This is a genomic window from Streptomyces sp. VRA16 Mangrove soil, from assembly GCF_017377775.1.
Lineage (GTDB): Bacteria > Actinomycetota > Actinomycetes > Streptomycetales > Streptomycetaceae > Streptomyces.
In genome coordinates this window covers 362,463-386,623 of record NZ_JAFVLN010000001.1, presented here as the reverse complement: position 1 = coordinate 386,623, position 24,161 = coordinate 362,463, and the positions used below count along the sequence as shown (strand labels likewise).

The 24,161-nt window shown below is 72.6% G+C and carries 20 protein-coding genes and 2 pseudogenes; 5 read left to right on the top strand and 17 right to left on the bottom strand.

Features of this window, described 5'->3' with window-relative positions; genetic code table 11:
• Nucleotides 1-123: 123 nt before the first annotated feature.
• Nucleotides 124-2,850 carry a beta-N-acetylglucosaminidase domain-containing protein gene (locus tag J3486_RS01625; RefSeq protein WP_207818087.1) on the top strand — a complete coding sequence of 909 codons (2,727 nt, stop codon included), beginning with the start codon at nt 124-126 and terminating at the stop codon, nt 2,848-2,850.
• Between the two features lie 146 nt (nt 2,851-2,996).
• On the opposite strand, the gene J3486_RS01620 is transcribed toward J3486_RS01625, so the two are convergent.
• The 5 genes and pseudogenes from J3486_RS01620 to J3486_RS01600 all read right to left on the bottom strand — a co-directional run bounded on the left by J3486_RS01620 (nt 2,997) and on the right by J3486_RS01600 (nt 7,654).
• Nucleotides 2,997-3,140, bottom strand: a complete 144-nt coding sequence (locus J3486_RS01620; protein ID WP_229377327.1) for a hypothetical protein — start codon at nt 3,138-3,140, stop codon at nt 2,997-2,999.
• 17 nt (nt 3,141-3,157) lie between these two features.
• A pseudogene (locus tag J3486_RS01615) lies at nt 3,158-3,364 on the bottom strand (FAD-dependent oxidoreductase); the annotation flags it as partial.
• 79 nt (nt 3,365-3,443) lie between these two features.
• Nucleotides 3,444-4,190 (bottom strand): cyclopropane-fatty-acyl-phospholipid synthase family protein, encoded by a 747-nt coding sequence (locus J3486_RS01610; RefSeq protein WP_207818086.1) that lies wholly within the window; start codon nt 4,188-4,190, stop codon nt 3,444-3,446.
• Between the two features lie 206 nt (nt 4,191-4,396).
• Nucleotides 4,397-6,940 carry an ATP-dependent Clp protease ATP-binding subunit gene (locus J3486_RS01605; protein WP_207818085.1) on the bottom strand — a complete coding sequence of 848 codons (2,544 nt, stop codon included), beginning with the start codon at nt 6,938-6,940 and terminating at the stop codon, nt 4,397-4,399.
• Between the two features lie 150 nt (nt 6,941-7,090).
• Entirely contained in the window at nt 7,091-7,654 is a 564-nt protein-coding gene (locus J3486_RS01600) for a DUF6069 family protein (RefSeq protein ID WP_207818084.1), read from the bottom strand.
• Nucleotides 7,655-7,899: 245 nt separating this feature from the next.
• Between J3486_RS01600 and J3486_RS01595 the strand changes: the two genes are divergently transcribed.
• Complete coding sequence (locus J3486_RS01595) at nt 7,900-11,643, top strand: S8 family serine peptidase (RefSeq protein WP_207818083.1); 3,744 nt, start codon at nt 7,900-7,902, stop codon at nt 11,641-11,643.
• A 47-nt stretch (nt 11,644-11,690) separates the two neighbouring features.
• Here J3486_RS01595 and J3486_RS01590 read toward each other — a convergent pair whose 3' ends face one another.
• The 3 genes from J3486_RS01590 to J3486_RS01580 all read right to left on the bottom strand — a co-directional run bounded on the left by J3486_RS01590 (nt 11,691) and on the right by J3486_RS01580 (nt 14,414).
• Nucleotides 11,691-12,389, bottom strand: coding sequence for a polysaccharide deacetylase family protein (locus tag J3486_RS01590; RefSeq protein ID WP_207818082.1), 699 nt, complete (start codon nt 12,387-12,389; stop codon nt 11,691-11,693).
• 37 nt (nt 12,390-12,426) lie between these two features.
• Nucleotides 12,427-13,110, bottom strand: a complete 684-nt coding sequence (locus tag J3486_RS01585; protein ID WP_374194683.1) for a glycoside hydrolase family 11 protein — start codon at nt 13,108-13,110, stop codon at nt 12,427-12,429.
• A gap of 272 nt (nt 13,111-13,382) precedes the next feature.
• A complete protein-coding gene (locus tag J3486_RS01580) occupies nt 13,383-14,414 on the bottom strand; it encodes a LacI family DNA-binding transcriptional regulator (protein ID WP_207818081.1) in 1,032 nt (343 codons plus the stop codon).
• Nucleotides 14,415-14,538: 124 nt separating this feature from the next.
• Here J3486_RS01580 and J3486_RS01575 point away from each other — a divergent pair, with 124 nt between their 5' ends.
• A complete protein-coding gene (locus J3486_RS01575) occupies nt 14,539-14,805 on the top strand; it encodes a hypothetical protein (RefSeq protein WP_207818080.1) in 267 nt (88 codons plus the stop codon).
• On the opposite strand, the gene J3486_RS01570 is transcribed toward J3486_RS01575, so the two are convergent.
• From J3486_RS01570 to J3486_RS01555, 4 genes are all read right to left on the bottom strand, one after another.
• A complete protein-coding gene (locus J3486_RS01570) occupies nt 14,802-16,382 on the bottom strand; it encodes an MFS transporter (RefSeq protein WP_207818079.1) in 1,581 nt (526 codons plus the stop codon). The genes J3486_RS01575 and J3486_RS01570 overlap by 4 nt on opposite strands.
• Before the next feature lie 30 nt (nt 16,383-16,412).
• On the bottom strand, nt 16,413-17,825 hold the full coding sequence (locus J3486_RS01565; RefSeq protein ID WP_207818078.1) for an alpha/beta fold hydrolase: 1,413 nt from the start codon (nt 17,823-17,825) through the stop codon (nt 16,413-16,415).
• Between the two features lie 193 nt (nt 17,826-18,018).
• The gene (locus J3486_RS01560) at nt 18,019-18,804 is read right to left on the bottom strand and encodes a PaaX family transcriptional regulator C-terminal domain-containing protein (protein WP_207818895.1); all 786 of its coding nucleotides are present in this window, start codon (nt 18,802-18,804) and stop codon (nt 18,019-18,021) included.
• An 82-nt stretch (nt 18,805-18,886) separates the two neighbouring features.
• Entirely contained in the window at nt 18,887-19,672 is a 786-nt protein-coding gene (locus tag J3486_RS01555; protein WP_207818077.1) for an SAM-dependent methyltransferase, read from the bottom strand.
• 195 nt (nt 19,673-19,867) lie between these two features.
• Here J3486_RS01555 and J3486_RS01550 point away from each other — a divergent pair, with 195 nt between their 5' ends.
• Nucleotides 19,868-20,434, top strand: coding sequence for a GNAT family N-acetyltransferase (locus J3486_RS01550; RefSeq protein ID WP_207818076.1), 567 nt, complete (start codon nt 19,868-19,870; stop codon nt 20,432-20,434).
• Nucleotides 20,435-20,492: 58 nt separating this feature from the next.
• Here J3486_RS01550 and J3486_RS01545 read toward each other — a convergent pair whose 3' ends face one another.
• Nucleotides 20,493-20,891 (bottom strand): hypothetical protein, encoded by a 399-nt coding sequence (locus J3486_RS01545; RefSeq protein WP_207818075.1) that lies wholly within the window; start codon nt 20,889-20,891, stop codon nt 20,493-20,495.
• A 115-nt stretch (nt 20,892-21,006) separates the two neighbouring features.
• The gene (locus J3486_RS01540; protein WP_307804652.1) at nt 21,007-21,648 is read right to left on the bottom strand and encodes a TetR/AcrR family transcriptional regulator C-terminal ligand-binding domain-containing protein; all 642 of its coding nucleotides are present in this window, start codon (nt 21,646-21,648) and stop codon (nt 21,007-21,009) included.
• Nucleotides 21,649-21,759: 111 nt separating this feature from the next.
• On the opposite strand from J3486_RS01540, the gene J3486_RS01535 reads away from it, so the two are divergent.
• Complete coding sequence (locus J3486_RS01535) at nt 21,760-22,497, top strand: SDR family oxidoreductase (RefSeq protein ID WP_207818074.1); 738 nt, start codon at nt 21,760-21,762, stop codon at nt 22,495-22,497.
• Nucleotides 22,498-22,523: 26 nt separating this feature from the next.
• On the opposite strand, the gene J3486_RS01530 is transcribed toward J3486_RS01535, so the two are convergent.
• The 3 genes and pseudogenes from J3486_RS01530 to J3486_RS01520 form a co-directional block, all read right to left on the bottom strand.
• Nucleotides 22,524-23,192, bottom strand: coding sequence for an HAD family phosphatase (locus tag J3486_RS01530; protein ID WP_207818073.1), 669 nt, complete (start codon nt 23,190-23,192; stop codon nt 22,524-22,526).
• A gap of 51 nt (nt 23,193-23,243) precedes the next feature.
• Nucleotides 23,244-23,399: pseudogene (locus tag J3486_RS01525) on the bottom strand (GNAT family N-acetyltransferase); the annotation flags it as partial.
• A 46-nt stretch (nt 23,400-23,445) separates the two neighbouring features.
• A complete protein-coding gene (locus tag J3486_RS01520; protein WP_207818072.1) occupies nt 23,446-24,144 on the bottom strand; it encodes a helix-turn-helix transcriptional regulator in 699 nt (232 codons plus the stop codon).
• Nucleotides 24,145-24,161 lie beyond the last annotated feature (17 nt).

Here is a 24,161-nt window from a genome sequence, read left to right as displayed (position 1 = left end):
GCGGCGACTGCGCGACCGATTGCTCGAAGCTGCTCGAAGTCCCGGCCAAACGCGCAACATTGACAGTGCATCGCCAAGGTGGTCTAGTCCGCTAGAGCATGTGCCAACCGTGGAGGCTCGCCTATGTTCCGCACGAAGCACAGATCTCGCAGGACGTCGCGCATCGCTCTCATGGCCGCCGTCGCCGCGGCCGCGCTGACCGCCGCGCCGCTCTCCTTCGGCTCACCCATGACCGGGACCGGATCAGGTTCCGGTTCCGGTTCCGAAGCGAGCGCGCCGACCATCACTCCGACCCCGCGCTCCGAACAGCGGCGCACCGACCGGATCACGGTCACCCCGTCCGCCGTCCTCGTCGTCGGCGAGGACTCCGACCCGGCCGCCGTGAGACTCACCACCGCCGTACTGAAGGCGGCGGGCGCCCGAGACGTCACCCTGACCCGGCACGCCCCCGCCGGCAACGACCGCCTGACGGTCTTCGTCGGCGGCCCGGCCGAGAACCCGGCCTCGGCCGCGGCGCTCGACTCCCTGCACACCGTCGGCCCGTCCGGACTCGCCGCCGAGGGCTACGTCCTCGCGCTGGGCGGACCGGGCGCGGGCCGCATCGTCCTGTCCGGCGTCGACCCGACGGGCACGTACTACGCCGCGCAGTCGCTGCGCCAGGTGCTGCCGCACCGCAGGACCCCCGGCGCCGACGTGCGCGGCCTGACCGTGCGCGACTGGCCGTCGACACCGCTGCGCGGCGTCATCGAGGGCTTCTACGGGACGCCCTGGTCGCACGCGGCACGCCTGGACCAGCTCGACGACTACGGCGAGCACAAGATGAACATCTACGTGTACTCGCCGAAGGACGACCCGTATCTGCGGGCCAAATGGCGCGACGCCTACCCGGCCGAACAGCTCGCCCAGATCAAGGAGTTGGTGGACCGGGCGACCGCGCACCACGTCGAGTTCACCTACGCCCTCTCCCCCGGTCTCAGCGTCTGCTACAGCTCCGACGACGACCTCAAGGCGCTGACGGACAAGTTCCAGACGCTGTGGGACATCGGGGTGCGGCAGTTCGCCGTGCCGCTGGACGACATCAGCTACACCAACTGGAACTGCGACGCCGACAAGGTGAAGTGGGGCACCGGCGGCGGCGCGGCCGGTCAGGCCCAGGCATATCTCCTGAACCGGGTGAACCAGCAGTTCATCAAGACGCACGACGGCGCCCTGCCGTTGCAGATGGTGCCGACGGAGTACTACAACACCACGTCGTCGCCCTACAAGACGGCGCTCTCCGGGCAGCTCGACCCGGACGTCCTGGTCGAGTGGACGGGTGAGGGCGTGGTCGCCCCGACGATGACGGTGGACCAGGCGAAGCGGGCCAAGGACGTCTTCGGGCACCCGATCCTGACCTGGGACAACTACCCGGTCAACGACTACGCGACGGGACGTCTCTTCCTCGGTCCCTTCGTCGGCCGGGAGAAGGGGCTCGCCGAGCAGTTGGCCGGGATCACCGCCAACCCGATGATCCAGCCGTACGCCTCGAAGCTCGCCCTGCACACCGTCGCCGACTACACGTGGAACGACGAGGCGTACGACCCCGACCGGGCCTACGCCGCGGCGGTTCGGGAGGCCGCGGGCGGCAGCGCCCGGGTCGAGCGGGCGCTGCGGGCGTTCACGGACGTCAACCACAGCTCCCCGATCAACTCGGTGGAGGCGCCCGACCTCTCGAAGCTGATCAAGGGCTACTGGGACGGCTCGGTCTCCGCGTCCCGGCTCTCGGCGGCCTTCGCCGCGCTGCGGGACGCGCCGGCGACGATCCGCGACGGCGTCGAGCCGGGCTTCGTCGAGGACGCGGGCCCGTGGCTGGACTCCGCGCAGGCGTGGGGCGTGGCCGGGGTCGCGGCGCTGCGCATGCTGGACGAGCAGAAGGCGGGCCACACGGCCGCGGCCTGGACGCTGCGTCAGCAGCTGCCCGGGCTGATCGCGAAGGCCAAGTCGTTCCGGTACACCGATCTCAACGGCAACAAGGTTCCGGTAATCGTCGGGGAAGGCGTCCTCGACCCGTTCTTCGTGCAGGTCCGCAACGCGTCGAATGCCGCGCTGGGGCTGCCGCCGCAGCCGACCGCCACGACGGGCCTGCCCGTGTACAACGGCAACACGGCGGACCGCATGACCGACGGCGACGACTCCACGTACTTCTGGAGCAGCCGCGCGCCGCGGACCGGTGAGAGCGTCGTGCTCGATCTGGGGGCCGAGCAGCCCCTCGGCCCGGTGACGGTCGCCATGGCCAAGCCCGGCAGCGCCGACGACTATCTGCACCGCGGGGTCCTGGAGTACTCGGCGGACGGCACGACGTGGCACGCGCTCGGCTCCGAGTTCTCCGGCAAGGCGACGTGGACGGCTGACGCGCCGGCCGGCACGACGGCCCGCTACGTGCGCGCCCGCGCGACGGGCGACCAGGACAACTGGCTCGTGGTCAAGGAGTTCACCGTGGCGGGCGCCGACCACGCGACGGTGAGCGGCGGACCGGCCGCCGCGGAGGGCAGCAGTCTCGCCGCGGCCGCGGACGGCAGCCCCGAGAGCGCCTACCGCGCCGCCTCCGCACCGGCGGCGGGCGACGCCCTCACGGTGGCGTCGCCGGCGCCGCGCGCCGTGGCGTCCGTGACGGTGCTGCGCCCCGACACCGCGACGGCCTCCAAGGCGCAGGTCCAGCTCCGCGTCGACGGCGCGTGGCGCTCGCTCGGCGCCCTCGACGGGTCCGTCACGACGCTCGCGGTCCCGGCGGGGACGCGTGCGGACGCGGTACGGCTCGCGTGGGACGCGGGTTCGGACGCGCCCGTGGTGAGCGAGGTGGTCGTGCGCTAGCGCGCTCACCAAAAGCGCGGGCGGGCACGGGAAGCCGGAGTCGGTTTCCCGTGCCCGCCCGCCGTCGGGCTGTGCCGGTCGACGGCGCGGGCCGGGGCCAGGCGTTCGGCGTCGCGGCCCACGGTGACGAGCTGCGCTGAGCGCCATCAGGCGACCGCCGGTCCTTCGTGTCCCTCGCCGGTGCCGAACTCCCGCATGGCGTCGAGGAGCCAGCGGGCCAGGTGGTCGGCGAAGGAGGAGCGCGGCAGCAGTTCGTACGACGGGATGGCGTCGAGCTGCCGGAGGATCACCGCGACGGGTCCGACGGTGGGGGTGACCGCCCGGCGGGGGCCGAAGACGCGCGGGTGTGGGCGAAGGTCCAGCCGGCGGCCGGGGTCGGCTTGAAACCGCCGGTGCCCCAGCCGCAGTTGACGTACAGGTTCTCCACCTCGGTGGCGCTGATGATCGGCGACGCGTCCGGGGCGACGTCGACGATGCCGCCCCAGGCGCGAGTATGTGCGCTCTGTCGGACGGGTCAAGAGGGCATGACGCAGCGTGCGGCCGGACGGCGATGTGCCGTCCGGCCCCACGCACGGGCCGTTGCTCGCCCGCTCCTACGTGCGCATCAGCGCGAAGACTCCCCACCCCAGGTACTCACGCTGGTACCGCACATAGCGGGCGGGTTCGGTGTCGAGCTCCTCGCGCACCTCGGCGGCGAGTTCGTCGTCGGGGTGGGCGTCGAGCCAGCGGCGGAGGTTGAGCCACTGGGCCGCCCGGTACCGGTCCCAGCTGTCCTGGGACGCAAGCACCATCTCCACGACGTCGTACCCGAGCGCGCCGAACCGCTCGACGAGCTCGGGCAGCGGCAGGAAGTCGTCCTTGCCGCTCGCGTGGCAGGCCCGAGCGGTCTCCTCGTCCGGTACGTCACGACGCCAGTACGGCTCGCCGATGAGCATCAGGCCGCCGGGGCGCAGGCTGTCACTCAGCTGCGCGACGGTGCCGGCGAGGCCGCCGCCGATCCAGGTGGCGCCGACGCACGCGGCGAGGTCGACCGGTTCGTCCGCGACGAACCCGGAGGCGTCGCCGTGCACGAAGCCGACCCGGTCGGCGACGCCGAGTTCGACGGCGCGCGCCCGCGCCTTCTCGACGAACGCCGAGCTGATGTCCACTCCGGTCCCGGTGACGCCGTGGTCACGGGCCCAGGTGCAGAGCATCTCGCCGGAGCCGCTGGCGAGGTCGAGCATCCGCGTCCCCGGCGCCAGGCGCAGCGCCTGCCCCAGGACGGCGAGCTTGCCCGGGGTGAACGGGTTGTGGATGCGGTGGCTACGTTCGCGAATGGAGAAAATGCGGGGAAGATCCACGAGAGGTGTCCTTCGGGTTCGATGAGGTCATGGCCTGCGCGGAGGACGGCCGACCGGAGCCGGCCGCCGTTGCTCGAACCGTCATCAACACACCTCTTCACCTGCGTCCCGCTCTGGACGCCCGGATCTTGGACCCGGCAAATATAGAGCTTCCCGGCCGATGTCCCCACCGATTTGTTCGTCCCGGCAGGTGACCGCAGCGGGCCCTACTCGGCCGGAGCGTCCGCTCCGGCCCCGCGGACCGGCGGCGTCTCCCCGTGCCGTACCGAGCACACCAGCGCGTCGTCCCGCACGTCCGCGACGATCGTGTCGCCCTTGTCGGCCTCGCCGCTGAGCATCAACGAGGCGAGACGGTTGTCGAGTTCGGTCTGGATGGTGCGGCGCAGCGGGCGGGCGCCGAACTCCGGCTGGTGGCCGTGGGCGACGAGGAGCTTCTTCGCCGCGTCGGTGACCTCCAGGGTGAGGCCCTGGGCGTGGACGCGGCGCTTGCTGCGGTCGAGGAGGTGGTCGACGATCTCGCCGAGGTCGTCCTGGGTGAGTCCGTGGAACAGGATGATCTCGTCGATGCGGTTGAGGAACTCCGGCAGGAAGCGGCCGCGCAGGTCCTCCATCAGCTCGTCCTTGATCGTGGAGACGTCGCCCTGGTGGGCGAGGATCCGCTGGGCGCCGATGTTCGAGGTCATGATGACGACGCAGTTGCGGAAGTCGACGGTCCGGCCCTGGGAGTCGGTGAGCCGCCCGTCGTCGAGGACCTGGAGCAGCGTGTTGAAGACGTCCGGGTGGGCCTTTTCGACCTCGTCGAAGAGGAGCACGCTGTACGGCTGGCGGCGCACCTTCTCGGTGAGCTGCCCGGCCTCCTCGTGGCCGACGTATCCGGGCGGCGCCCCGACGAGCCGGGAGACGGTGTGCTTCTCCTGGAACTCGCTCATGTCGAAGCGGACCATGCGGTTCTCGTCGCCGAACAGCAACTCGGCGAGCGCCTTGGCCAGTTCGGTCTTGCCGACGCCGGTCGGGCCGAGGAAGAGGAAGGAGCCGACGGGCCGGTTCGGGTCGCCCATGCCCGCGCGGTTGCGGCGCACGGCCTCCGAGACGGCGGTGACCGCCTCCTCCTGGCCGACGACCCGTTCGTGCAGGGCCTCCTCCAGTTTGAGGAGCTTGTCCTTCTCGGTGGCGGTGAGCTGGGAGACGGGGATGCCGGTGCGGCGCGAGACGACGTCGGCGATGTCGGACGCGGTCACCTCGACCACTCCCTCGCGCCGCTCCTCGATCCCGGCGAGTTCGCCCTCCACCTCGCCGATCTGCTTCTTCAGCTCGGACGCCCGCTCGAAGTCCTCGGCGGCGACGGCCTGGTCCTTCTCCCGGCGCAGCTTGGCGATCCGGTCCTCGCGGCCGACGACCTCGGTGGAGCGTCCGGTGCTGCGCAGCCTGACCCGGGCACCGGCCTGGTCCATCACGTCGATGGCCTTGTCCGGCAGGAAGCGGTCACTGATATAGCGGTCCGAGAGTTCCGCCGCCGCCGTCAACGCGCCGTCGCCGAAACGGACTTGGTGGTGCGCCTCGTACGCGTCCCGCAGTCCCTCCAGGATCTGGACGGTCTCCTCGACGCTGGGCTCGGGGATGGTGACGGGCTGGAAGCGGCGTTCGAGCGCCGGGTCCTTCTCCACGTACTTGCGGTACTCGTCGATGGTGGTGGCGCCGACGACGTGCAACTCGCCGCGGGCCAGGGCCGGTTTGAGCATGTTGCCCGCGTCCATGGAGCCCTCGCCGCTCGCTCCCGCGCCGACGACGGTGTGCAGTTCGTCGATGAAGAGGATGACGTCGCCGCCCGCGTTCTGGACGTCCTCGATGACCTTCTTGAGGCGTTCCTCGAACTGGCCGCGGTACTGCGCTCCGGCCACCATCCCGGACAGGTCGAGCGAGACGACCCGCTTGTCCTTGAGGGTGTCGGGCACCTCGCCCGCCACGATGCGCTGGGCGAGACCCTCGACGATGGCGGTCTTGCCGACGCCCGGCTCGCCGATGAGCACCGGGTTGTTCTTGGAGCGCCGGGAGAGGATCTCCACGGTCTGCTCGATCTCCTCGGCCCGGCCGACGACGGGGTCGAGCTTCCCGGCCTTCGCCTCCTCGGTGAGGTCGCGGCCGAACTCGTCGAGCGTGGGGGTGCCGCTGCCCGCGCCGCCGGTGGCACCGGACGTGGCCGGCACCCCGTCCGCGCGGGCCGCCGTGTCCGCGACACCGCGCAGCCGCTCGACGTCCACGCCCTGCGCGCGCAGCAGCCGGGCGGCCCCGGCGTCGGGGTCGTCGAGCAGGGCACCCAGGATGTGCTCGGGTCCGATGTACGAGACTCCGGCCGCCTGGGAGCGGGCGTGCGCGGCGGCCAGGGTGCGCTTGGCGGCCGGGGTGAGGCCGGGCTCCGACGACGGTTCACCGCTCTCCCCCGGCAGGATCCTGGCGAGGGTCGCGGCGAGCGCGTCGGGCTCGGCGCCGGCCTGGGCGAGCAGCGTACGGGCCGGGTCGACCTGGGTCGCCGCCCACAGCAGGTGCTCGGTGTCGAGGTCCGAACTGCCGTCCTCCACCGCCTTGTTGGTGGCCCGGCCGATGAGTTCGCGCGCCGAGTCGGTCAGCAGGCGGCCGATCGGAACCCGCTGCACCTGGGGCGGCGCCGAGCCAGGTGACATGCCGAAGAACCTGTTGAGGAGTTCCCCGAACGGGTCGGGCGAGCCGAAGGGGGATCCGAAGGACATCGACATGGCGGGGTCTCCCGGTGGGACGTCACGGCAACTCCCTCCACTCAAGCAAAGCATTACAAGATAGGCAATGCGGAGTAAATGGGACCAGTGATTCGATAGCCGGATCCGGTCCGCGCCGTCGCGGCGGCGCGGACCGGCGAGCCGCGCGGCTCAGCGGGCCGTCTGTCCCGCGCCGCGCATCGCCGAGCGCCCCACCGCGGAGAGCAGGGATCCGACGGCGACCCCGATGACGAGGTAGACGGCGGCCGTGCCGAACTTCGCCGTCCAGGGCAGGTCCGTGGTGAACGGCATCAGCGTCATGGCCGCCGTCGCGAGGCCGATGATCCACTGGAAGAACCGGCCCGGCTGCGGTACGGCCAGGATCAGCAGGTGCAGGAGCAGGGTGGCGACGAGCGTCGCGACGAACGCCGCGCCCGCGAGCAGCCCGGTCGACGCGTCGCCGAAGGCGCCGTTCCCCTCGGGCGCGAAGACCGGCACGCCGAGGACACCGCGGACCAGCAGGACGCACACCACGGCGGCGAGCGCCGCCACCACCGCGGTCACGGCGCCGCCCGCCCACAGCCGCCCCGCGTCGACGCGGGGTCCCGGCCGCCCGGGGCCGTTGTCCTGGCGGTGGTCGGCCGGTTCCTCGTAGGTGGCGTAGGCGGGGGTTCCGTACGGATTCCGGTAGCCCGGTTCGTTTCCGTACGGATCCGGGGCGGGCGGTGTGCTCATGGGGCGCCTTCCTGACGGCCGGGGTGCGGGACGTGCGGTGATCTCGTCCGATCGGTACCCGGTGCCGTGGGCCCGTCGGCCCGCGTCACCCGACCGGCCCAGCCGCGCGGCCGCGACCGGCCCGCCGGAGGTGTGGCGAGTCCGCGTCATGGCGTGCTCTCGCCAGCCCCAACCGCCCCGCGCGGCGGCCGGGTTGGGGAGTCTGCTGCTGTCCCGCACCCTCAGCGACCTCCCGGAGCACACCTGTGAGAGACCCCCGACCCTGGTGGCGGACGGTGACGGCGGCGACCGCCGTGGCCGTGCTCGCCGCCATGGCACCCGCCGCGCACGCGGCCGGCGGACCGATGTCCGCGACCACCGCCGACCCCGCGAAACCCGTCCGCACGGTCGCCGTCACGCTGATCACCGGCGATGTGGTCGACGCCCGCGTCGACGCCGACGGCACCGTCGTCTCGGCGGCCCCGCGCCCCGTCGACGGCACCGACCACCCGGCCGCGACCTGGCAGGACGGCGGCCGGGTGTACGTCTTCCCGCAGGGCGTGGAGAAGCTGGTCGACGCCGGGCTCGTCGACCCGGCGCTCTTCGACATCGGCCGGCTCGTCGCCGACGGCTACGACGACGCGCACACCGACAGCCTGCCCGTCGTCGTCGAGTACACGGGCGGCCGTGCCGCGCGTTCCGCCGCGCCCGGCACCGAGGTCACGACGACCCTGGAGTCGATCGGCGGCGCGGGCCTCGACGTCGCCAAGAAGTCGGCCGCCGACGCGTGGGCGGACCTCGCACCGGGCGGCGCACGCTCCCGCGCCGCGGGCGGGATCCACAAGATCTGGCTGGACGCCAAGGTGCACGGCACCGCCGCCGCCCCGCTCGGCACCCCGACCGTCCCGCTCACCGGGGCCGGGCAGGCGCACCGCGCCGGGCTCGACGGCTCCGGCGTCAAGGTCGCGGTCCTGGACACGGGCGTGGACGCGGGGCATCCCGACCTCCAGGGCCGGATCGCCGCCACCAAGGTCTTCGTCAGCGGCGCCGACGCCGACGACCGCACCGGCCACGGCACCCACACCGCGTCCACGGTCGCCGGGACCGGCGCCGCGTCCGACGGCCGGTACGCGGGCATGGCGCCGGGGGCGCGACTGCTCGTCGGGAAGGTGCTCGGCGACGACGGCTCCGGCTCGATCAGCGGCATCGTCGCCGGCATGGAGTGGGCGGTCGACCAGGGCGCCCAGGTCGTCTCGATGTCGCTGGGCGCGGACGGCGCCACCAGCTGCTCGGGCCCGGACGTCGACGCCGTCCAACGCCTGGGTGACAAAGCGCTGTTCGTGATCGCGGCGGGCAACGCGTCGCTGCACGGCACCGTCTCCACGCCCGGCTGCGCGCCGAGCGCGCTCACCGTGGGCGCCGTCGACCGCAAGAACGCGACCGCGCCCTTCTCCAGCCGCGGCCCGTCCGTCGACGGTCTCTCCGCCAAGCCCGACATAGCCTCGCAGGGCGTCGACGTCGTGGCCGCGCGCGCCGGCGGCCGGGGCGACCAGGCGTACCAGGAGATGTCCGGCACCTCCATGGCGACCCCGCACGTCGCGGGCGGCGCGGCGCTGCTCCTGCAACAGCATCCCGGTCTCCCGCCGGCCCGGCTCAAGGCGCTGCTGACGTCGTCGGCCGCGGACAGCGACGCGCCCGTCCTCGAACAGGGCGCGGGTCCGCTGGACGTGGCGCGGGCCGTCACCCAGCCGGTGACCGCGCCGCCCGCGCCGCTGCTCGGCGACTTCGCGTACCCACAGTCCGGGCTCGACCCGGTCGACGAGCCGGTGACGCTGACCAACGGCACGGACCACGACGTCACGCTTCAGCTCGCGGTGCGCGATGTCCGTGGTGACGACGGGTCCAGGGTCTCCGGTTTCGCCCGGCCCGTGGACCGCTCGGTCACCGTGCCCGCCCACGGCACGGCGCAGGTGCCGGTCCACCTCGATCCGGCGGCCCGGCTCTCGGACGGCGCGTACGGAACGCTCACCGGACGTCTCGTCGGCACCGGCCCCTCGGGGGTCCGGGTCGTCGTCCCGTTCGGTGTGCACATGGAGGTGCCGTCCGCGGATCTGACGGTCAAGGGGGTCGACCGGCACGGTGATCCGGCAGCGTCGCCGTCGGCGTTCCAGCTCTTCGACGACCACCGCGACACGGCGACCCGCTACACGCTCGGCTACCCCGACGCGGGCAGCACCACGATCCGGGTGCCGCTCGGCACCTACGCGCTCAGCGGTGTGGTCATGACGCGTGACGAGCCGGGCAATGTCGGCAGCGTCGCCTCCGTCTCCCAGCTGTACCGACCGAAGCTGATCGTCTCCGGCGACACGACCGTCACCCTCGACGCCCGTGACGCCGAACGCGTCTCCTGGGACACCGATCGGGCGAGCAGCCCCGCCGGTTTCGCGCTCGGCCTGACGGTGGGACTCGACGACGCACAGCGCCTCAAGGCGGGTTACGTCGCCTCCGTCCCGTCCTACGTGAAGGACGTCTACGCCCAACCCGTGCACGGTGACGACCGGTTGACGTTCCTGGCCGCTGCCCGGCTGACCGCGCCGCGGGCCGCGCTCACCACGTCCGGCGGCCGTACCCTCGACAGCCTCCCGGTGCAGAAGGCCACGGAGTTCGACGGCAAGGGCTCGGCCGAGGTCGTCGCCGTCGGCAAGGGGACGGACGCCAACTTCGCCGCCCACGACCTCAAGGGGCGGATCGCCCTGGTCGACGCGGGCACCGGCGGCGGCAACGCCTACACGTGGGGCACCGCCGCGGCGAAGGCGGGCGCGGTCGGCGTGCTCGCCGCCGTCCCCGACAGCGCGGGCCGCTTCCAGGTCACGGGCCCCGAGGGCGTCGCGCAGGCCACGATCACCTGGGCCGACTCCCTGGCCCTGAAGGCGGAGGCCGAGCAGGGCCGGGCGACGGTGACCTGGTCTGGCACGGCCACCGCGAAGAGCCCGTACGTCTACAACCTGGCGACCTCCGCGCGGGGTGCGATCCGCGCCGGGACCCGGCGGGTCCGCGACCGCGACCTGGCCGCCTCCGACGCCCGCTACCACGTGCAGACCGCCACCGACACGACGTACTGGTCCGACGTCGAGGTCGGCCTGCCCGGGATCGCCTCGGTGTGGGCGGGCGGCACCACGCTGCCGCTGCAGGCACCGCAGACCCGCACGGAGTTCTTCACGCCGAGCGGCAGCGCGGGAGTGACGTGGACGACGCTGATGCGCCGCGATCTCGGCCCGTACGGCGGCACCGCGTACGACGGTCCGCACCTTCAGGAGAAGGGGCACACCACGGCCACCTGGTACAAGACGCCGTACGGTCCGGTGCGCACCACGTACGGCCGGGCCCTGATGACTCGCGACAGCAACCGGCTCAGCTATGTCATGCCGCCGGTCGGCGATGCGGGCGGCCACGACTCCACGCTCGCCCGCACCGACTACGGAACCCGTCAACTTCTGTTGAACGGCGAGCCGTTGGCGTCGACCGCGGGACAGTTCACGCTGCCGCAGGAGTCCGCGGACGTGACGTTCCACCAGGACTGGCGGCGCACCCCTTCGGCCGTCGACCGGACCGGGCTCGCCTACCGCACCACGTGGGACTTCCGTACGTCCGCCGCCGACCAGGGCGCGCAACGCCTCTTGGTCCCGGTCGTCGACGTCCCCTCAGACCTGCGCAACTCCCGGCCTGCCGGGGAGCCGACGACGGTCGGCCTGAGCGCGCTCGTCGACGGTTCGACGGCGCCGGTCGCGCTGGACGCCGTACGCCTGGAGTACGCGTACGGCGCGCAGAGCACCGTCGACGCGGTCACGGAGTGGCGGAAGGCGGAGGTGAAGCCGTCGCACGGCGGCTGGCTGGCGACGCTGCCGGGTGATGCTCCCGCGGGGGCGTTCGTACATCTGCGGGTCGTCCTGGACGACGGGGACGGGGCGCGCGTCGAGCAGACGATGGTCCGCGCCTACGAGGTGCGCTGACGCGGGGTCGGGGGTCGCCCGGGTGGTTCCCGGACGACCCCCACCGCTCAGGCCGGAGCCACGGCCCGGCCGGTCTGCGGGGAGATCATGCCCGCGCACAGGCCGCGGGCGGCGAGCCCCTGCGCGATGCGGGGGATCGCGGCGCGGGTGTTGGCGGGCCAGTCGTGCATCAGGATGATCTGGCCGTTGGTGAGCCGCGCCGCCGCCTGCACGATCGCGTCGGCGCTCGCACCGTTCCAGTCCTGCGAGTCGATGTCCCAGATGATCTGGGTCAGCCCGTACTTGGCGGCGACGGACTGCACCGTCGCGTTCGTCTCGCCGTACGGCGGCCGGAACAGCCGGGGTGTGCCGCCTCCTCCGGCGGCGACGGCCTGCTGGGTCCTGGCGATCTCGGAGTCGATCTGCGCCTGGCTCAGCTGGGTGAGGTGGGGGTGGGTGTAGCTGTGGTTGCCGACCCACATCCCCGCGGCCACCTGGGCACTGACCAGGGACGGGTTGGCGGCCGCGTACTGGCCCTCGTTGAACATGGTGGCGCGCAGGCCGTTCCGCCTGAGCACGTCGAGCAGGGCCGGTGTGCCGGCGGCCGACGGGCCGTCGTCGAAGGTCAGCGCGACATAGCCGCCGCAGGCCGCCGCGGGCCGCGCCGAGGCCGCGGGTCCGGCGGCGAGGGAGCAGGCGCCTACCGCGGTGACCGCGGCGAGGCGGGCGAGCCGGGAACGCGACGAGAGATCTGCTCTGGTTCTCATTCGGGGGGTCCTCCAGCTTGTGGGGGGCAGGGCCGGTTCAGCCGACGGTGATGCTGGAGCTTCCGCTGCTCTGGTAGCCCTCGGTCGCCATGATCATGTAGTAGCTGAAGCTGCCCAGGGGCATCCCGGCGTTCGCCCACGCGTTGAAGTGGTTGCCGGTGGTGATGCTGCCGCCGGTCCGCTTCGACTGCCGGACGCTCCAGTACTGGTTGAAGGTCTTGGTGCCCTCGACGGACGGGGCGTTGTACCGCGTCGTCTGGTAGATGTCGTACGTGCCGCCGTCGCTGGTGACGGTGCCCTTGTACGTGCCGGTGGGCCGGTACGTGCCCCAGTTGTCGACGATGTAGTACTCGACGAGCGGGTTCGAGGTCCAGCCGTACAGCGCCAGGTAGGCGTTGCCGGAGGGGTTGAAGGAACCCGAGTAGTTCACGGTCCTGCGGGAGCCGTTGGCCCAGCCCTTGCCTGCCACGAAGTTCCCGGTGTTCTGCCACGACGTGCGGTAACTGCCGCCGGAGGCCAGGGTCATGGAGACCGTGCCGGGCGCGTCGGTCCAGAACGAGTAGGAGTAGCCGTTGTTGGTGCCGGTCTGGTTCGTCGTGATCGTCGTGTCCGCGTGGGCGATGCCCGGCACGGTCAGGGCCGAGGCGCCCAGCGCCACGGCGCCTGCCGTGCCGAGGAACGCGCGGCGGCTCAGGGGTGGAACCGGGTTCTTGTCGTCCATGTTCATGCTTCCTCCTGGTGGGGCCTGCGAGAGGCTGCACAGCCACTGAGGTGCGTGTCGACGCCGTTAGGTTGGTCCTGGCCCTGTGCACTGTCAACTGTTTCGACACGAGCAACGAAACTTTTGTGACACGCCAAGTCGACCGGACGGCAGAAAACAGCAGCTCAAACACGCATTACGCATCCATGACAGAAGCAGGCCTTCCCCTGGTCCGGCATCAGGCGGGAAGTGGGCGTGCCGCTCGGGCGACATGCTCGAAACTGTTTCGACCGTCAGTCGCCGGCAGGCGGGGCGGTGCTCTGCCGTACGACCAACGACGTGGCGAGTTCGAGCCGGGTGGCCACCGCCTCCCGCGCCCGGAGCCGCAGCAGCATCTGGGCCGCGCCCTCGGCCATCTCCCGCAACGGCTGGTGAACCGTCGTCAGGGCGGGACTCGACCACTGCGCCAGCGGGACGTCGTCGTAGCCGACCACGGAGAGATCGTCGGGGACCCGCAGGTTCCGCAGCCGGGCCGCGTCCAGGACGCCGAGCGCCTGAAGGTCGCTGCCCGCGAAGATCGCGGTGGGCGGGTCCGCCAGTTCGAGCAGTTCGGTGGCCCGCTCACGGCCGCCCTCGACGTGGAAGTCCCCGTACCGGACGAGTTCGGGATCCGCCTCAAGGCCGGCCATGCTGAGCGCCGAGCGGTAGCCGTCGAGGCGGGCCAGCGAGCAGAGCACGTCCGCGGGCCCCGTGATGACACCGATGCGCCGGTGGCCGAGCTGGACGAGGTGCCGGGTGGCGGCCAGCCCGCCGTTCCAGTTCGCCGAGCCGACCGAGGGCACGTCCGGGTCGGGGTCGCCGGCCGGGTCGATGACGACGAACGGGATGGAGCGCGACCGCAACTGCCGCTTGACCTCGGCGGGCAACGTCGAGAAGACCAGGACCACACCGAGCGGCCTGCGCTGCAGCACCCCTTCGATCCACTCGGGCCCCGGCGCCTGCCGCGTGCCGCTCTCCGTGAGCACGACGCTCGCGCCGTTGGCCTTGGCCACCTTCTCCACGCCGCGGATGAGCTCCAACGCCCAGACGCTCTCCAGCTCGTGGAAGACGAGCTCGATCAGCGGCGCCTCGTGGGCGACCCGGGTGGTGCGCCGGTAGGCGTGCTCCTCCAGCAGGCGTTCCACCTTGACGCGGGTCGGCGCCGCCACGTCCTGCCGCCCGTTGAGCACCTTCGAAACTGTCGAAAGGGAGACCCCGGCCTGCTGGGCCACTTGCGCCAGGGTGATCCGGCCCGCATCCTCGTCGTCGCGCATGGGCAGGAGCATAAGGCAGGGCGAAACTTTTTCGCAGGGGGTGCCGCACCGGTCCCCGCGCCGAAGTCGCGACGCGTCGTCATGCGTGTGTCGGACTCTGCTGCGCTCGTGGCCGCGGGCGCGGGAGAATCGTCCGGTGCACAGCCTTCCCCAGCTCCCGCAGCGCTCCGTCGGTCGCGGTGTCGCGGCCCTCATCCCCCAGTCCGGCACCGAGGTGTCGGCCGCGGGCCAGGCGGCCGCGGCGCTCGCGGCCCTGCAGACCGTGCCCGTCCAACTCGCCGTGGTGCAGGCCGCGGTGCTGCTGCTCGACGAGCTCGCGGCGACCACGGCCGGCGAGGACGTACGGGCCACCGCGCAGGAGACGGCCCGTCTGCTGCGTTCCGCGATGGCGGCTCCCGGCTAGTTGGGCTCCGCCCCGGTCATGCGGCCCCGGAGGGCGGTGACCACCAGGACCGCCGCCAGCAGCGCGGCCGATCCGCACACGACGAACCCGATGCCGTAGCCGTGGCCGAGGGCATCGAGGGCGTAGCCGCGGGCGGCTCCGGGCGGGGAGTCGGCGGGGACGGAGTTGAGGGCGAGCGGGCCGCCCTCGGTCAGGACCTCGTGCGCCGCCGCCTTCGACTCCGCGTTCAGCGACGACGCGCCGGACACCGAGGACGTCACCCGGGACGCCGCCTGGCTGAGCGCGACGGCGCCGATGACCGCGGGCCCGAGGGTGAAACCGAAGTCGCGCAGGAGGTTGGTGGCCGCGCTGGCCATGCCCGCGAGCGGGGCCGGGACGGTGTTCACGGCGGTCGCGGTGATGGAGGAGACCGTGAAGGCGAAGCCGACACCGACCAGGCCGAGCGGCAGGATCAGCGAGGCGAGCGCCCGGTCGTCGACGTCGAGCCCCGCGGCCAGGAAGTCGCCCGCGGCGATCAGCACCAGGCCGCCGGTGAGCAGCCATCGCGGGGGCAGCCGGTGCAGCAGCCGGGAGGTCAGCGGCGTCAGGAGCGGAGTGATGCCGTTGAGCAGCAGGAACGCGAAGGCCGTGCGCATCGGGCTCTGGTGCTGGATCGGGCCGAGCCGGATGCTCGCGGAGTAGGCGGTACCCAGGAAGCTGAACATGCCGACGACCGCGACGACCGCCGCGACGGCGAAGGAGCGGTTGCGGAACAGGTCGAGGCGGAGCAGCGGCGAGCGGGCGCGGCTCTCCGCGTACACGAACAGGCCGACGAAGACCACCGCGATCACGAACGCGGCGACCACCGGTGCCGAGCCCCAGCCGTCCTCGGGCCCCTGGATGACGGCGTACAGCAGGGCGAACAGTCCGACGCCGATGGTGACCTGGCCGCCGATGTCCAGCGAACGGCCCTCTGGGGCACTGGAGTTGGTGGCGAGCCAGAGGCTGACGAGCGCACTGACGGCGGCCAGCGCGGCGACCACGACGAACGCCGCGCGCCAGGACCCGTAGGTGCCGGTGACGCCGCCGAGCAGCGGTGCGAGGAAGCCGCCCGCGGAGAGGCTGGACGCCCACAGGGCGATGGCCCGGGCGCGCCGGGCGGCGTCGTGCGTACCGGCCGCGATCATGGCGAGCGAGGTGGGGAAGAGCGCGGCGGCGCCGAGCCCGGCCAGCGCCTGTCCCACCCACAGTTGATGGATGCCGGACGAGCTCGCGGCGACGACCTCGCCGGCGCACAGCAGGACGGCGCCCGAGACGAGCAGCCGTTTGCGCCCGAAGAGGTCGCCGAGCACGCCGAAGGAGAGTTCCAGAACGGCGACGGGGAGCAGGAACGCGTCGGATATCCAGGTCAGTTGGGAGCCGACCGGGTGCAGATGCTCCTGGAACAGACCGTTGAGGGTGGCCGGGATCGCGAGGCCGATCTGGGCGAGGCAGACGGCGAGGCACCCGGCGACGAGCGTACCGATGGGCAGCGTCGTGCGCGGGGACGGTGGCGCTGCCGGGGCGAGGACGGGGGCGGACTTGGATGCGTCGGACATGGCGGGTCCCAACGTCAGGGGTGGGCGGGGTCAGGGACGGGTGGCGGGCGCCGGGCGGTCTCGGCCGACCGTCAGCGGCGCGGGCCGGTAGGTGATGTACGCCGCTGCGTCCAGGCCGAGCGCGGTGGCCGCGCGCTGGAGTGCGGCGGGGGTGGCGGCGTCGTCCCAGTGGCCGGTGCCGACGCGGTGTTCGAGCGCGTGGAGGGCGGCGACCGTCTCGGCGGTGGTGAACGCGCAGTGCCCCTGCCGCTCGACGTACGCCTGGCGCAGCAGTGCGCCGTCGCCGAAGTCGCGCACGCGGGCGGCGAAGCGGTTCTCCTGCTCGACCGGCACCAGGTTGTCCGCGGTGGTGTGGACGTCGAGCAGCGGCACGTCGAGCCCCTGGCCCGCGGACGAGGTCCGCTGTGCGGTGCGGACGGCGGCGGGATCGGCGGTGACGGCGGCGCCCTCGGTCAGCGTGCGCAGGTCGGCCCGCAGATCGAGACCTGCGGCCGTGTAGAGGGCGCGGACCCGGGGAGCGTGGGCGGAGCCGGCGAGCAAGGCGGCGTAATCCACGCCCTTGTTCCAGGAGTTGTTGCCGCCGACGGACTGTTCGACGGCGTACCGGCCGCCCTCGACGAACGCCAGGATGCCCTGGGCGAACCAGTCGTACTGCTGCTGTTCCTGGCCCGCCCAGTCGTCCGCGGCGGGCCGGTCCTTTCCGGGAGACCAGGCGGGCAGGTTGAGGAAGGCGGCGGCCAGCGCGACGCGGGCCCGTCCCCGCGGGGTCGCCTGGGCGGCCGTGACGGCGTCGGTGAGGCGCTGGGCGGTGGCGGCCGCCTCGGCGGAGGAGCCGAAGCGGACGAGCTTCGGCTCCTGCTCCGGCAGCAGCAGCCGGGCGATCGCGTACTCCGCGTCGAGCTGGTAGTTGTCCAGATCGGTGCCGCCCGCGACGAGGCCGCACAGGCCGAGCGCGCCGTCGACGCGTCCGCCGCCGTCGCGGGCGAGCTGCGCGTTGACGAGCCCGCCCATGGACTGGCCGACGGCGAGGGTGCGCCGGGGTTCGCCGATCTTCGCGGTGACGGCGTCGAGCGTGCCGAACTGGTCGCGTTCGGCGCTGTTCAGGGCCCACATCGAGCCATGGGGGTCGTACGAGGACCCGGCCAGGGCGTAGCCCTCGGCGAGCAGTTCGGTGCGTACGGCGTCGGACGGGGCGTCCTGGGCGACCGTCGGCCCGAAGCCGTGGCTGAACAGCAGCAGCGTGCCGTTCCAGTGCGCGGGCACGTCGGCGATCCAGGTGGCGCCGTCGGGCAGCGTGCCGGTGAGGCTGCGGGGGTCGGCTGTGCCCGCCTGGGCGGTCGGCAGCGGGAGCGCGGTGACCGCCGCGGACGTCAGCGCGGCCAGTGCGGCCAGGGCGATGCGCAGACGGGTGCGGCGGGTACGGGGGCGGGTGCTGGCAGGCATGGGAGAGCTCCCTGGGCAGGCGGCTGCGGAGCGGGTGCACCGGCGGATGCTCAGTGCACTGAACGAAGATGCCGAGGAATGTAGGGCTGATTTCTTACGGCAGTCAAGAGAGTGCACAACATGAGGCCGGGGGGCAGGGTGGAACGGCCCAACGGGGCGGTCGGCGGCGGGCGATGGGGCGGGACGGCGGCGGCTACGCCGGGATGGTCTCGATCAGTCGGCGCGCGGCCTCCCGGGCGGGCGCCTCCAGGCGGCCGTGCACGGCACGGAACGTCTCCTCCGCCTCGGCCGCGGGCCACCCGGACGGGAGATGCGCCACGGGCAGCCGGGGATCGGTGCGGATGACCTGGAGCCACTGGGCGGTCAGCCGCAGCCGCAGCGCGAGGCCGTTCTCCGCGCTCGGCTCGGCCCCCTTTGCGGCGTACGGCTGCCAGGACGTCACGAAGTCCCGGTAGCGGGCGGCCAGTTCGGCCAGGTCCCAGGCGTCGTCGATCATCTCGCCGATGTCCATGCCCGCGTCCGCGTGGGCGCGGAACACCTTCACGTGTGCGGCGAGGCCCAGTTCGGCGACGATCCCGGAGACGTCGACGTGGCCCGGCGCGATCCACAGCCCGCCGAAGAGTGCGCCGAAGCCCGCCCAGGTCAGCTGCGAGCGCAGGTCGTGCCGTTTGCGCTGCCACGACTCCGGGAGCGAGAACCCGAGGAGGGTCCAGGTGCCGTCCCAGTCCCGGTTGACGGCGCCGGCTTTCCAGATGCGCCGCTCGCCGTCGCGCAGGATCGCCTCGGAGCGGTCGGTGAGGCCGACGTACACCCGCCGCCCCTCGCGCTGCCGCCGCAGCAGCCCGCGGTCGACCATGCGCGTGAGCGTGGAGCGGGTGGCCTGCTCGCCGACCCCGGCGTGCCGGAACACCTCGATGACACTGCCGGTGTACACGCACTCGCCGCGCCCGAGCACCTCGTCACCGAGGAAGCTCAGCATGAGGGCCTGGGGGCGGGGCGCGGGTTCCGTCACACGGACACCCTAAGCGGCGGCCTCCGCGCCGCTCACGGGCAGGATGCCGTCACGGCACCCGTGCCACCACGCCGTACATCCCGCTCGGTTCGGGCTGCGGCGCGGGCGGCTCGCGGTACCACTCGGGGGCCGTCACGAGTCCGGGCTCGACGGGTTCGAGTCCCTCGACGAAGCGGGCCACCTCCGGTCGGGAGCGCAGGGCGAGGGTCATCCCGCTCCTGGCGTACTGCGCGGTGGCCTCCTCGGCGACCTCGGGGAAGATGTCGTTGGAGGCGTGCGAGAGCACCAGGTGACTGCCGGACGGCAGCGCGGAGACCAGGTGGGCGACGATGCCGTACGGGTCCTGCTCGTCCGCGACGAAGTGCATGAGCGCGATCAGCGAGAGCGCGATCGGCCGCTCGAAGTCCAGGACCGCGCGAGCGCGTTCGAGGATGGACTCCGGTTGCCGCACGTCGGCGTGGAAGTAGTCCGTCACGCCTTCGGGGCTGCTGACCAGCAGCGCCTCCGCGTGGCGCAGCACGATGGGGTCGTTGTCGGTGTAGACGACCTTGGCGGACGGCACGATGGCCTGCACGATCTGGTGAAGATTGGGCGCGGTGGGGATGCCGGTGCCGATGTCGAGGAACTGGTCGACGCCGAGCCGCGCGAGATGTGCCACGGCCCGGCCCATGAACGCGCGGTTCTGGAGGGCACCGACGCGCACCTCGGGCGGCAGCTTCTCCCCCATCGCCTCGTCGACGGGGTAGTTGTCCTTTCCTCCGAGCAGCCAGTCGTAGACCCGTGCGGGGTGTGCCCTGCCGGTGTCTGTCCGGGGTTGGGGGGAGGGTGCCGTCATGGGCGGACTCCATCGTCTCGGAGGTGGACGGGTGGCCGGGCTCCGTGCAGTCTGCCACGCCAACAGGCCCTGATCATCGGTTCGTTGACACTGATCGCCCGCGCACGGGACACCTCACGCGGATCGCCCCCGGCACACCGCGCGCTGCTCCACTAATCTGGCGGGTCGGCTCACCGGCATGACTTGGGAGGTTCCATGTCCGCGCTCTCGCGGCAGATTCCGGAGCGGGTCGACACCGAGCGGCTGACGCTGCGGCCGTTCACATCGGACGACGTCGACGACCGCCATGCGTACCAGTCCCTGCCGGAGGTGGCCCGCTACCTCTACCGCCCGCCGCTCACCCGGGAGAGCTGCGCCGAGTCGATCAGGGCACGGGCGGACGCGACCGGGTGGCAGGCCGACGGCGACTCACTCCTGCTGGCCGTGCGCCGCACCGGCGAGCCGGTGGTGGTCGGCGAGGTCGTGCTCACGCTGAGGAACGCACGGGCCCGGCAGGCCGAGATCGGCTGGGTCTTCCATCCCGCGCACGCCGGGCACGGTTACGCCACCGAAGCCGCTCGCGCCCTCGCCTCCCTGGCCTTCGCGCGGCTGGGCGTCCATCGGCTGTACGCCCGTCTCGACGCCCTCAACACCGGGTCGGTACGCGTCTGCGAGCGGCTGGGCATGCGGCGCGAAGCGCATCTGATCGACAGCGATCTGGACGGGGACCGCTGGGGCAGCGAGTACGTCTATGCGGTGCTCGCCCGCGAGTGGCGCGCGTAGGGGGCCCGGGCGGAACGGGTCCGCCCGGGCCGTCAGCACCTCGATCCGGCGCGTGCGCTCAGCGGTGAATCCTGGCGCACGGCTTTCCGGGGGCGTTGGTGAACTCGGCGCACAGCCAGGTGCCGTTCCTGAAGGACCGGTCGAGGTTCCACTGGGCCATGGAGAAATGCGTCATGCCCGCGTCCACGAACTGGACGTACTTCCACTTGGTGATGGTCTTGCGGTGCCCCTTGTAGGAGGTGAACAGGCGGGCCCGGGTGCCGTTCGCCTGCGTCCCGGTGGCCGCGGCCACGCTGTCGACGTGCAGCCCCTTCCCGTAGACGGACAGATCCACCTTCCCCGCGTGGACCTTCGCGTCGGCGGGCGCGCCCGCGGGGGCCGATGCCGAGACCGCGGGAGCGAGGAGCAGAACGGCGGAGACGGCGGGTACGAGAGCCGCTTTGTAGAGAGTTCGCATGGTGATCCCAACGGCCCTGTCGAACATGCGGGCACGGGGATCCTCCCCATGATCACTCCGCAGGGCGACAGACATGCCCCGGGCGGCCCTGCGGCGCCGCGCGCGGGGCCCTGCGTCAGGTCCGCGCCGCCGCGCCGAAGAGCGCCTGCTCGACGAGGCGCGGGACGATGTCCACGCCGAAGGGGACCCTGAGCACGAGGAGCCGGTGGTAGCAGGCGCCCCACAGCTGGTCCACGATGATCTCCAGGTCGGCGTCCGCGCGCAGTTGCCCCTTCTGCTGGGCCTCGCGCAGCCGTGCGCAGGCCAGTGCGCGCCGGGGGCGGCCGTACTTTTCGGCCCAGGCACGCGCGACGTCCGGGTCCGTCTGCGCGGCGCCTATCAGCTCGGAGACCGGGGTGGCGGCGCCGTCCTCGACGAGCAGCCGGACGAACGCGGTGAGCTGCGTGGTCAGGTCCGCGCGAATGTCTCCGGTGTCGGGGAACTCCAGTGTCGGCATGCTCCGCGCGAAGTACGCCTCCGCCGCCAGGGCGCCCGGGGACGGCCACCATTTGTAGAGGGTCATCTTGCTGCACCCGGCCTCGTCGGCGACCCGCGCGAACGTCACCGCCGCCAGTCCGTCACGCAGCAGGATCCCGCCCGCCGCGGCCAGCACCTCCGCCCTGACCTCGGCCGCGGGCCTGCGCCCGCGCCCGCGCCGGACCGCCGTCGCGTCCCCAGCACCGGCGCCTCCCGTGCTCGTCCGCTCCACAGCAGCCACCACCCCTTCTTCCGCGTCCCTGCTTCGGTCCGACGATACATGTGGACCTCTTGTACATTTAAGTCCACGCAAGTAATGTACTCAACGTCCACATAACTGCTGGAGGCCCTCATGAGCAGCACCACCGACCGAGTCGCGATCGTCACCGGCGGCTCCGGCGGTATCGGCCGGTCCGTCGCCCGGCGCCTGGCCGCCGACGGCGTCGCCGTGCTCGTGCACTACAACGGCAACAAGGACCGCGCCGACGAGACGGTCCGCGCCGTCACCGAGGCGGGCGGCCGCGCCGTCGCCTTCGGCGCGGACATCGCGGAGGAGCCGGAGGCGGCCGCGCTCTTCGACGCGGCCGAGCAGCGGTTCGGCGGCGTCGACGTGCTCGTGCACACCGCCGGCATCATGCCGCTGGCGCCGATCGCGGAGCTGGACCTGGACGTGTTCGACAAGGTCCAGCGGGTGAACGTGCGCGGGACCTTCGTCGTCGACAAGCTCGCCGCGCAGCGCCTGCGGGCCGGCGGGGCGATCATCAACTTCTCCACCTCGATGACCCGCCTCCAGGCCCCCGGCTACGGCGCCTACGCGGCGTCGAAGGGCGCGGTCGAGGCCATCACGCTGATCCTGGCCCGCGAGCTGCGCGGCAAGGACATCACCGTGAACACGGTGGCGCCAGGCCCGACGGCCACGCCGCTGTTCTTCGAGGGCAAGAGCCAGGAACTCGTCGACCAGATCGCCAACGGCAACCCGGCCCAGCGCCTGGGCACCCCCGACGACATCGCCGAGACGGTCGCCTTCCTGGCCGGACCCGCCCGGTGGGTCAACGGGCAGACGCTGTACGTGAACGGTGGCGCCGCCTAGCCGACGCCACCGGCTCCCCCGCCCCCTCAGAGCGTGACGTCCTGCGGCGAACCCGCCGCGAAGGCGAGGACGGTGGGCACCGCCTCACGCAGGCTCGCGAAGTGGCGATGCGCGCCGCCGACGGGGGCCGGGCTGTTGACCGCCCACACCGTCATACCGGCCCGCAGTCCCGACGCGACTCCCGACGGCGCGTCCTCGACGACCAGGCAGTCCCGCGGATCGGCGCCGAGCCGCTCGGCGGCCAACAGGTAGGGAGCCGGCGACGGCTTGCCCTCCGTGACCGCTGCGGCGTCCACGACCAGGCCGGGAACCGGCAGTCCGGTCCGGTCGAACCGTGCGCGCACCCGGTGCTCGTAGTTCGAGGTCACCAGCGCCCAGCGGCCCGAGGGCAGGCCGGACAGCAGCTCGGACGCCCCGTCGAAGGCGTCGTACACCCCGGTTCGGACGTCCTCGTCCTCCAGCGCGTGCAGCTCGGCCAGGCACGCGGCCGGGTCCCGCTCGGGAGCGACCTCCGCGAAGGTCTCCAGGGGGCGGGTCCGCAGCGCGACCCGGTGGACCATGACGGGATCGAGTCCATGGCGCGCCGCCCACGTCTCCCAGACACGGCGCTGGTTGGCGACCGCGTCGATCAACGTTCCGTCGACATCGAAGAGGACATACTTCGCGGAACCGGGCTGCGCGTGTTCGGTGGTCACGCCGAGATCATGTCATCAGCCCGCCGGCGGGACGCACGGCGGCCGACGGCTTCAGCGCAAGGACATCAGGCCCGCCGCCGTCCCCTTGAAGCCGCAGCCGTCGACGTAGAACGCGCGCAGGTGTTCCTCGAAGTCGACGTGCAGCCACGCACAGTGCGCGGCGCGGGCCTCGTGCGCCGCGGCCGCGACGAGGGCGCGGCGTAGTCCACCGTCACACCCCGATCGTACGGCTGTCACGGCCCGCTCAGTCACCTCACCGGTCCGGCATCCGGCTCCAGAAGTGGTCCAGGATGCGCTCCAGGTAGATGCGCCCCTGCTCACCGGACGCAGCCGCGCCGCCGGCCCGGCTGAGGGTCGCCGCCATGAGCCGCTGGTACTCCTGGTGCATCGTGCGCAGCGGCTCCTCCAGTGCGCGGCGCTCGATGCCGATGAGTTTCGCGATGGCGCGGGAGTGCGCCTGCCACCGGGTGGCGACCGCCTCGCCGAGCAGTTCCGCGAGGCGGGCGTCGTGCCCCATGACGGTGAGCCGGTCGCGGGGCGTGAGACCGAGGACGGAGGCGAGCGCGGCGGACTGCCGGGCGTCGCCCGACCACACACCGGTGCGCTCGGCGGTCTCGTACGTGGCGACGTCCATGCCGATCGTCCGGGCGACGTCGGCGGCCGCGTAACCGCGCACGAGGCGGTGTTCGCGCAATCCCCTGGGCGTACCGATGAGTTGAGTGGGCTCGCACCACAACACGGCAGCCAGCGCGGTGAGTTCGGGCGGGCTGGGTGCGGCGAGGCCGCGCTCCCAGGCGGTGACGGTGTCGGGGGTGATGTGCCCCATGCCGTAGGAGGCGCGCAGTCCGTGCGCGACATGGCCGGGGGCCATGCCGAGGGACTCGCGGATCCGGCGCGCGGCGACGGCGTCGAAAGGTGGCGGAGTGGACGCGGGAGAGGGGGGACCAGGCACGGGCCTGGATGATAGAG

Coding starts and splice junctions, on each gene's coding strand:
- J3486_RS01625 (WP_207818087.1), top strand. CDS start 124: ATGTTCCGCACGAAGCACAGATCTCGCAGGACGTCGCGCATCGCTCTC.
- J3486_RS01605 (WP_207818085.1), bottom strand. CDS start 6,940: ATGTCGATGTCCTTCGGATCCCCCTTCGGCTCGCCCGACCCGTTCGGG.
- J3486_RS01600 (WP_207818084.1), bottom strand. CDS start 7,654: ATGAGCACACCGCCCGCCCCGGATCCGTACGGAAACGAACCGGGCTAC.
- J3486_RS01590 (WP_207818082.1), bottom strand. CDS start 12,389: ATGAGAACCAGAGCAGATCTCTCGTCGCGTTCCCGGCTCGCCCGCCTC.
- J3486_RS01585 (WP_374194683.1), bottom strand. CDS start 13,110: ATGGACGACAAGAACCCGGTTCCACCCCTGAGCCGCCGCGCGTTCCTC.
- J3486_RS01580 (WP_207818081.1), bottom strand. CDS start 14,414: ATGCTCCTGCCCATGCGCGACGACGAGGATGCGGGCCGGATCACCCTG.
- J3486_RS01570 (WP_207818079.1), bottom strand. CDS start 16,382: ATGTCCGACGCATCCAAGTCCGCCCCCGTCCTCGCCCCGGCAGCGCCA.
- J3486_RS01565 (WP_207818078.1), bottom strand. CDS start 17,825: ATGCCTGCCAGCACCCGCCCCCGTACCCGCCGCACCCGTCTGCGCATC.
- J3486_RS01560 (WP_207818895.1), bottom strand. CDS start 18,804: ATGCTGAGCTTCCTCGGTGACGAGGTGCTCGGGCGCGGCGAGTGCGTG.
- J3486_RS01555 (WP_207818077.1), bottom strand. CDS start 19,672: ATGACGGCACCCTCCCCCCAACCCCGGACAGACACCGGCAGGGCACAC.
- J3486_RS01550 (WP_207818076.1), top strand. CDS start 19,868: ATGTCCGCGCTCTCGCGGCAGATTCCGGAGCGGGTCGACACCGAGCGG.
- J3486_RS01545 (WP_207818075.1), bottom strand. CDS start 20,891: ATGCGAACTCTCTACAAAGCGGCTCTCGTACCCGCCGTCTCCGCCGTT.
- J3486_RS01535 (WP_207818074.1), top strand. CDS start 21,760: ATGAGCAGCACCACCGACCGAGTCGCGATCGTCACCGGCGGCTCCGGC.